The sequence below is a fragment of the Frankia sp. CcWB3 genome, assembly GCF_977927595.1.
The window spans coordinates 1-8686 of the sequence record NZ_CDWRCK010000184.1 but is presented as its reverse complement, the minus strand read 5'-3'; the positions used below and the strand labels follow the sequence as shown (position 1 = coordinate 8686).

Annotated in this window: 8 protein-coding genes; all 8 read left to right on the top strand. The window is 71.0% G+C overall.

What is annotated here, in order from left to right:
• Positions 1-1262 (top strand): serine/threonine protein kinase (locus ACY5KJ_RS14225; protein WP_462203566.1); only part of this gene is annotated, 1262 nt, incomplete at its 5' end.
• A 39-nt stretch (positions 1263-1301) separates the two neighbouring features.
• On the top strand, positions 1302-1622 hold the full coding sequence (locus tag ACY5KJ_RS14220; RefSeq protein ID WP_462188581.1) for a hypothetical protein: 321 nt from the start codon (positions 1302-1304) through the stop codon (positions 1620-1622).
• Positions 1623-1815: 193 nt separating this feature from the next.
• On the top strand, positions 1816-3567 hold the full coding sequence (locus ACY5KJ_RS14215) for a dynamin family protein (RefSeq protein ID WP_462203565.1): 1752 nt from the start codon (positions 1816-1818) through the stop codon (positions 3565-3567).
• Between the two features lie 37 nt (positions 3568-3604).
• On the top strand, positions 3605-4264 hold the full coding sequence (locus tag ACY5KJ_RS14210) for a hypothetical protein (RefSeq protein WP_462203564.1): 660 nt from the start codon (positions 3605-3607) through the stop codon (positions 4262-4264).
• On the top strand, positions 4261-6408 hold the full coding sequence (locus tag ACY5KJ_RS14205; RefSeq protein WP_462203563.1) for a dynamin family protein: 2148 nt from the start codon (positions 4261-4263) through the stop codon (positions 6406-6408). The genes ACY5KJ_RS14210 and ACY5KJ_RS14205 overlap by 4 nt, the downstream gene beginning before the upstream one ends.
• The gene (locus ACY5KJ_RS14200) at positions 6405-7928 is read left to right on the top strand and encodes an Hsp70 family protein (RefSeq protein ID WP_462203562.1); all 1524 of its coding nucleotides are present in this window, start codon (positions 6405-6407) and stop codon (positions 7926-7928) included. The genes ACY5KJ_RS14205 and ACY5KJ_RS14200 overlap by 4 nt, the downstream gene beginning before the upstream one ends.
• Positions 7882-8091 carry a hypothetical protein gene (locus tag ACY5KJ_RS14195; RefSeq protein ID WP_462203561.1) on the top strand — a complete coding sequence of 70 codons (210 nt, stop codon included), beginning with the start codon at positions 7882-7884 and terminating at the stop codon, positions 8089-8091. Before ACY5KJ_RS14200 ends, ACY5KJ_RS14195 begins: the two co-directional genes overlap by 47 nt.
• Before the next feature lie 354 nt (positions 8092-8445).
• A partial coding sequence (locus tag ACY5KJ_RS14190) for a hypothetical protein (protein ID WP_462203560.1) occupies positions 8446-8686 on the top strand: 241 nt, incomplete at its 3' end.

Here is an 8686-nt window from a genome sequence, read left to right as displayed (position 1 = left end):
CCGTCACCTACAGCAAGATCACTAAAGCAGGTGAATGTTTACCCAAGGGGGTGCTGCATCGTGACGTCAAGATGGACAATATTCTCTTTGATGTCGCCGACACGCTGAAGGTCACCGATTTCGGTATCGCGACGATCTTCGCGGGGACGGCCGCGACCGCCAGCGCTGTCGTCGGCACCCCGAAGTACATGGCACCCGAGCAGATCTCCGGCGACCGTCTGGGCCCTGCCACCGACATCTACGCCCTGGGAATCGTTCTCTATGAGCTGTTCACCGGGGCGCCGCCATTCCAGCAGCTGTCGTTGCCGGCTCTTTACCTGCAGCATCTGAACACGCCTCCCGACCCGCCGGCCGGTGTGCCGCCCATGGTGGCCGAGGTCGTGATGCGTGCCCTGGCGAAGGACCCGGGGCAGCGCCACCAGGACGCCCACTCGTTCGCTCTCGACCTCGCGCATGCGGTCACCGAGACCCTCGGCCCGGGCTGGGTCGGTCGCTCGGGCTTCGCTGTCCGGCTCGCCGACGACCTGCGCGAGGCCACGGAACGAAGCCCCGCATCGGCGGCGACGCATCCCGCGTCTCCGGCTCCGCCTGCTCCGTCCGCGCAGGAACCCGCGCAACCATCGACGACAGGGCCGGCCGAGATGCCACAGCCGGCCTTCGCCGCGCCCGCGCGCTCCCCTCGGACCCAGACAGCCGCGGATCACACAGCCACCGCCGATCATGGCTCCGACGCTCTGGCGGAGCCCGATCAGCTCGCCACCGTCCGCCCCTGGGCACAGGGCTGGGATCCGTCGGCGGATGGCCAACCGGGCGCCACGGCATCTACCGCTTGGCCGCGGTCCGGGAAACAGAGGAAGTCGAAGAAGCCGACGGAGAACAGGGGCAGACCGGCCAGGTCTCGGTCTCGCCGGGTCCGCTGGGTGCTCGTCGCTGTTCTGCTGCTCGCCGCGATTCCCGCGGTCGCCCTCGCTATCATTGCCACCGCCGGGGAGTCCGACCAGCCGAACCACCGCCGCCAGTCGGTCAGCGTCACCGTCTCTCCCCGAAGCCAGGCGACGACGCCTACGCTGCCCGCGTCCCTTCAGGCCCGTCACCGGGAAATCTACAATATGCTCGACCCGTACCAGATAGATCTGGGCACCTGCGAGGCCCGGACAAATCTGGAAGGAGAGCCGTGGAACGCCTGGGCAGCAATAAGCTGTAAGACGACCGCGGGCTACTTCCGGATGCAGTTCCTCCGGTATGGAGTCGAAATGAAATAACTTGCGCGTTTCAAACCCTCCACAGGCCTGTGACCTGCGATGATGCTCTCGATCGCGTATTTGTTACTTCATTACGTCCCCTATCTCCGGGACTCTCACCTGCTGGAGTATCTGACGGTCGCCACGCGGTCGCTTGCCGCTCATGCGGAATGCAACCAGGCAGTGAATGGATGGTGGTACGCGCAGGTCGGGGGAAACTCGGTCGGTCGTAGAGTCTGCGGCCTACTGCCCGGTGGCCTCTTCCAGATCAACTGGTCCTTCGATGCCGAGCGCATCGTCGCGATTCACGAGAATCTGGTTCCGGGAGTCGTCCTCACGTGGTGGAAAGAGCACGCATGCCTCATCCGCGGCGCGTGCTGACCATGGCACACCAGCCGTCGTCGGTCGACTGGAACGCGGGGCAGAGCAGCCAGGCACCCGCCCTGCGCCGCGTTCTCCGCACAGACCTGGGAGCCGCGGGCTGTGCCGGGTCCCGTTGGCGCGGCCAGGCTGTCGACCGTGTCCAGTGCTTGATCAGGTCTGGTGGCGGCCGGTGAGCGGTGTGGCGGATCCCGTGAGCGGCGCTGTCGACAGTGACGTGTTCAACCGACTGGTCGACCGGCTCGCGGCCGAGAACCCAGGTCCGGACGGCGGGGCGTCCGACGAGCTGGCGGACCTGTTCGCGGTGGTGCGGCGGGTGGTGCTGCGCCGGGATGAGCCGATGCGTGTCGCGGTCGTCGGGCGGATCAAGGCGGGGAAGTCCACCGCGGTGAATGCCCTGTTGGGGTACGAGGCGGCGGCCACCGGGCGGCTGGAGCTGACCTTCAACGTCCAGGAGATGCACTACAGCGACGTCCCCGCGATGATCGTCCACCGGCGGGACGGGCGGCGCGAGCGGCACCCGGTCGAGCTGCTCGAACGGCTGACCACGCGGGACGGCACGCCGGACGAGCTGCTCGCTGACATCCGCAAGGTGGAGGTGGGCCTGCCGATCCCCATGCTGCGGCGGTTCCGGCTCGTCGATACTCCGGGCCTGGGGAGTGTGCACCATACCGACTCGGCGAACACCCTGGCGGCGCTGGGCATCGCCGACCCGGCCGAGCAGGCCGTGGCGGAGCGGGTGCTGGCGGCCTCTGGCGGGGACGCGCGGCGGGTGCACGCGGAGAGCATGGTCGAGCTCGACCGGGCCGACGCGATCGTCTATCTGTTCAGCCGCGCGCTGTCGGACGAGGGACGGGCAGCGGTCGTCGACTTTCTCGGCGAGGCCGCGGCTGCGGTGACCCCGATCAGGGCGTTCGGTGTGCTGACCCGATGTGACCAGTACTGGCCGCCGCCGCCGGGGCCGGACCGGGACCTGCTTGGGTTCGACCCGATGGCCGCGGCAGGCGTCGTCGCTGCCCGCTACGCCGCCGATCCGGGTCTGCGCAGGCTGTTCCACAGTGTGCTCCCGGTCGCCGGCCTGGCAGCCGCCGGCGCCCAGACGCTGCCCGACGACGCCTTCGCCGTGCTGGCCGATCTGGCCGCCATCGAGCCCCCGCGCCTGGCCCGGGTCCTGGCCGACGCCGACCGGTTCACCGCCCCGAGCTGCCCCGGGATCGATGTCCCCCAGCAGGCGCGGCAGTGGGTGCACGGCCGGCTGGGCGGCTGGGGCGTGCTGCTCGCAGCCCGGTATCTGCGCGATGGGCTGGGCCCCGAGGCCCTGCGCGCCCAGCTTGTGCGGGACAGCGGGGTGGCGCAGCTGCGTCGCGTCCTGACTGGGCACTTCGGTAACCGGGCAGATCTGATCAGGATGGACGGCGGGCTGCGTGACGTCGACGCGGTGCTCGTCCGCACCCGGACCAGGGTCGTACGGGCCGGCCGGCTGGTGCCGGAGATGGTCGAGGACCTGGCGGAGGAACTGGAACGGGCCCGTGCCGAGGAGCCGGCTTTCCACGAGCTCGATCTGCTGGCCGCGCATTACCGGGGCGATCTCGACCTGACGGCGGCGGAGGCCGAGGAGGTGCTCCGGGTGACCGGCGAGCACGGCCGGGGCTGCGCCGACCGGCTTGGCCTGCCCGCCGCGGCCACCCCGGCGGAGCTGGTCGCCGCCGCGGAACGGCGCGTCCAGGTGTGGGCGCGCCGGCAGGCCGACCCGACTCTGGACGCGGCGACCCAGGGCGCGGCCCGCACCCTGCTGGGCTGCTACAGCCGGCTGCGGCAACGCGCGGCCGACGCGGCCGACCTGATCGCCCGTGCGCGGGCTCTGCTCGCCTACGACGAACACGCCGACGGCGAGACGGCGGACGACTCGGAGATGGCGGAAAACGAGGGGACGGGGAAACGATGAAGGGGTCCATCAGGACAGCACCGGCGGGGGGCTCGCGATGACCGGCCTGCTGCGCGGGCTGGCACGGCGGCGCGGGCCGGAGAGTGGCCACGACACCGACGGCGTTCCGTCCTGGGTGGTCGACCGGCTGGTCGCGCTCACGCGCCAACTCGACGCCCTGGCCCGCCAGATCGATGCGCTCGTCAGGGCCGGCAACCGGCACCTCGATCAGACCGCTTCGGCCCGGAGCGGCGCCGCGGCTCCCGTCGCCGCGGCTCCCGTCGGGGTCGTCTCCCGTCCCGGGGACGGGGACGGGTTCGCAGAGCCTGGCGCGCAGGAGCCGCATCCGGTGGCCCTGCGGGTCATCGACGTGCTGGACCGGCTGGACGTGCTGGTCGGGCAGGTCGGCTCCGCGCCGCTGGACCCGGCCGCGCTGGCGTGGGTGCGCCAGTCCCTCGCCGATCTGCTGCCGGTCTGCGAGGTGCATCCTGTCCGGGACGAGGGCCCGGCCGACCCGCGGCGGCACGAGGTGCTGAACCGGCGCCCGGCCCCGGACACCGCCGGGCGTGACCTCACCGGGCACATCGCGGCGACCATCCGCCCCGGCTACCGCTGGCGTGACGACCTGCTGCGGCCGCAGCAGGTGACCGTGTTCGGCCATCCCGAGGCCGAGGCCGCCGCGACGACCGCAGTGACCGACACGGGAGCACCGGCATGACCGAAACCAGCCTGCCGATGCCTGGGATTCCCAGGGCTGTCGAGAAGTCCCCGGAGAGCAGGGAAGGAACCGAGGCCGCGAGGAGCTCCGGACTCGACACGGTCCGGCGCGCGGTACTGGAGCTGTCCGACGAGGTCGAGGTGGCCACCGCCGATCTCGTCGGGGCGGGCGTGCGGCGGCGGCTGCGGGAGGACCACGAGCGGCTGGCGTCCGACCGGCGGCACGTGGTCGTCTGCGGCGAGTTCAAACGCGGCAAGTCCAGCCTGGTCGGCGCCCTGGTCGGCCGGCCGGACCTGTTCCCGTCCGACGTCGACGTGGCGACGTGTGTGGTCTCCGCGCTTGCCTGGGGGCCCGCCGACCGTGCCTGGGTGCGCCGCCGGGAACCCGCTGCTGGTGGCGGCGGCACGGGTGGGCAAGGCGCCGAGACCGAGGTCGAGATCGGGGTGGACCAGCTCCCGGAACATGTCGTCGAGCAGGGCAACCCCGGCAACCGGCGGCGGGTGGCGGGTGTGCGGATCGAGGCACCTGTGGAGCGGCTCCGCTCCGGCATCGTGATCGTCGACACGCCTGGCATCGGCAGCCTGGACCCGGCCCACAGTGCGATCACCCGCAGCCACCTCGGCCGGGCCGACGTGCTCGTCTTCGTGGTGGACGCGGTGGAGCCGCTCACCACTGGCGAGCTGCGGTTTCTGCGGGAGGCGCTGGAGGCCTGCGACACCGTCCTCACCGTGGTGACGAAAACCGACAAGGTCCGGGACCCGCAGATCGTTGTCCGGGACACCCGCACCAAGATCGCAGGCCTAGCCGGGGAGCACGGGTCGGAGAGCCCCGTGTTTCCTGTGTCGACCTACCGCCGGCTGGAGTACCTGGAGGAGCTGGGGTCCGGGATGCCGGACCCGGGGCCGGACACCAGATCCGGGTTCTCCGAGCTGGAAGAGGCTCTGTGGGAGGGCCTCGGCGCGCGTACCGAGGCCGCGCGGCTCGACCGCGCCCTCGACGGCTTGCTGGGCGCGCTCGCCGCGGCCCAGGCCACGCTTCGCGACGAGCTGCAGATCATGGACGACGATGCGCCCTGGCAGCGGGCCACCGCCGACCTCGACCAGGCTGAGGAACGCCTGCGGCACCTGACCGCCGCGGAGGCGTCCTGGCACAGCGTGCTGGAGGCGATCTGGGCCGAGCGGATCCCCCCGGTCCGGGATGCCTTGGCGGCCGACTTCGCGGCGGCGGCGCAGGCCCTCGCCCTGGCCGGCATCGCTCCGACCGGTTTCGCCGCGGCGGATGGCGCCGAACCGGGTGCGGAGATCGAACGGCTCCGGGCGGCCGCCGTCGAGTGCACCCGCACCCTCGCCACCGCGGCCGACCAGGCTCGGCGCGCTGTCGCTGTCATCGCCCGGAACGCCTACGAGACGCTGGCCGCCCACACCGGCACGGCCAGCCCGGCCGGCGGTTCCGTCGACGGCTCCAGGCATCTCCCACCGACCAACGCGGACACCCTTGGCATCGAGGCCGGGAGTCTGGTGGACGCAGCCGACATCCCGGTGCCCGACACCGACGAGATCGTCCGGGCGGCCCGCGAACAGCGGGTGACACTGCGTGAGCGTATGAAGATAGTCGCTGGTGCGGTCACCCGGAACACGCCGCCGGCCCAGATCGCCTCCCTGCTGGTCAGGTTCGTGATGGGCCGCGGCATGGCCACGGCTTTCGGCGGGCCGGTCAGCTCCTTCGGGGCGGAGTCGTCATCCTCCGGCGGCCCGTTCCAGTCCCTGAACACGGTGATCGAGCTGGGCACCGCCTTCCAGGACGCCTTCCAGGATGTCAGGACGCAGCTCGACCAGCGCCGCGCCGCCTCCACCCGCGCCGTCCAGGAGCTGCGGCGCAGCCTGCACGACCAGGTCGTGACGGCCACCAGGAGCGCCCTGGAGACCTTCGACGTAGGTGCCGCCCATGCCCGGCTTCGGGTGGAGCAGCAGTTCGCCGACCTGCTGGGTGCCGAGCTGGACGCGCTTGGCGCGACCCGGCGCAGGTTGCGGGAGAGTCACGCCGCCACCGGGCAGGCCCGCGACGAGCGCCGCGCCGTGCTGATTGACCGGCTGGCCGTCGGCCAGCACCTGCTCGACCGCGTCGACGCGCTGGCCGTCCGATGACGGTCACTCCCGGCCTGGTGCTGGGCATCGACTTCGGCACCTGGAACTCCGCCGTCGTCATCGGCCGGCCAGACGGCTCCGTGCTCACCATCCGTGACCCGTCCTCGTCCTACGGCCAGACCTCGTTCCGTACCTCGGTCTGCGGCCGGCCGGACGGCAGCCTGGCGGTGGGAGCGGCCGCGGAGCACCAGCGGCAGCAGTACCCGCAGTACTACCGCGCCGAGTTCAAACGCGAGTTTGGCACGGACATCCCCAGCATGCTGGGCGCCCGTGTCCTGCAGCCGCACGATCTCGCCGCCGAGGTCCTGCGATTCCTACGCACCTGCGCTGAGGAACGCATCGCCGGCGAGGGCGAGCCGGAGCAGGTGGTCATCACCGTCCCGGCGAGCTGGCAGCGGGCCAGACGCGACCTGATGCGCCGCACCGCCAAGGTCGCTGGATTCGACCCGGCCCGCACCAAGCTCGTCACGGAGCCGTCCGCGGCAGCGCTGCACGCCCTGAGCAGCACCCGCCTCTCCGAGACCGGGCTGCCGGTGCTGGTCTACGACCTGGGCGGCGGCGCCTTCGACCGGGCGATCCTGAGGCTCGTCCGGGAACGCCTGCCGCAGAGCGTGAAGGTGCTGGACGGGGACCCCGACGACGAGGACGTGCTGCGCCGCCGCATCCTGCTGCGGGAGGACTGCGAACGGCTGAAGTGCACGCTCGCCACCCAGCCAGAGGCCTACCAGTTTCTCACCGTCCTCGACCCGCCGGAGCCGTTCACCCTCACCCGCGGTCAGCTGGCCGAGGCCGTAGGCCCGCTGATCGACCGGACCCTGGCCGAGTGCGACCTGATCCGCGCCACCGCCGAGCTGAGCTGGGACCAGATCATGGCCGTGGTGCCCGCCGGCGGAAGCTGCCGGCTGCCGACCGTCACCGAGCACATCCAGCGACACACCGGGCGCCCGGTCGTCCAGGTGGACGACCCGGACATGGCGGTCGCCCTCGGCGCGGTCGCCGCTGCCCGCCGCCTCGCCCGGGAGAGCAAGCACCCCGACCCGCTGCCTTCGTCCGCACGGCGTCCAGCCTCACCCTCCCCGGCCGAACCGTCTCCCAGCCAGACCAGCACCAGTCGGCTCGCCGCAGCAGCTCCCGCAGCAGCAGAGCCGGCCTGTCTCCCAGCCAGACCAGCACACCCGACAGGCCGCGGACCGGGCCGCTACATGGACCCCGCAGCAGTACGTCGACGAGGTCGTCCGCCGCGCCGAACAGCGCAGGAACATCCGCATGGAGACTCTTCTCGCCGGCACACGGGCTGTCGTCTACCATTTTTCGTCCACCGTGCAGAGATTCAGAAGGCCGACCGCCAGGATCAGCGAGACCACGGCTATCACGCTGGCGATGGTGGTGGCGGAAAATGTAACGTACGAATTGGCGTCAAAATGTTGTTCGGAACTGAAGAACTATGCCGCCCAGTATTTTCGGGTGAGTCTCATGGACGAGCATGTACTGATGCCGCGCCTGGTGGCCAGATCGATTGACATGAAAGTTTCGATGCTCCAAAGTCCCGGCAGCCTGAAGGCGACCGTAAGCCCCGCCTTCGTGAATGTGACAGAAGGCAGTGTGACTGTTGTTGGCAGCCAGACGACGCTGTATGGGGCTTCACTCAAGAAAGCTCTCAACAACATCCTGCCGGGATTTTGAGGAAGGGCGGCGGGACCGATGCTGCCGGGCCGGGGACGGTACGGCGGAACAGGACATGCCCGCGCCGGGGTCCGGGGCTGCGATGATCGGGATGGCGGTCGCATGAGTCGGGGAAGCGGGAGCGGGCAGGTATTGCGGGCCCTTGCCCAGCTGGCTGCGGAGGTGATCGAGCGCCGCCGGGAGGCCGGCGGCCGGCCTGGGGCAAGCGGTGTCCGACCGGGAACCCATGAGACCGGAACGCCTGCCTCCGGGACCTGCGGGCGAGACGTGGCGGAGGGAAGGGGCGGCGGGGCGAGGCCCCAGAAGCCTGCGGAAGCAGCGCGGATCGCCGGGCGCTGGTGCTCCCTGGAGCGGGTGAGCCCGGGGTCCGGCGGGCTGCGGGATTTCTATCTGGACATCGTCATTGGGCCGGACGGGCTCTTCCGGGGCAGCCATGCGGGGTATTTCTGCGTCGACGTGCCGGTGTTCGGCCCATTCGGGGTTCCAGCGCGGGACTGCCGGCGCGGGGATCGGCTGTACCCGGCACACGGCCGCCTCGACACGGCGTCCGGGCGCGGCCGGATCGTGCTGGCCGATACCGGGTCTTCGAAGTTAA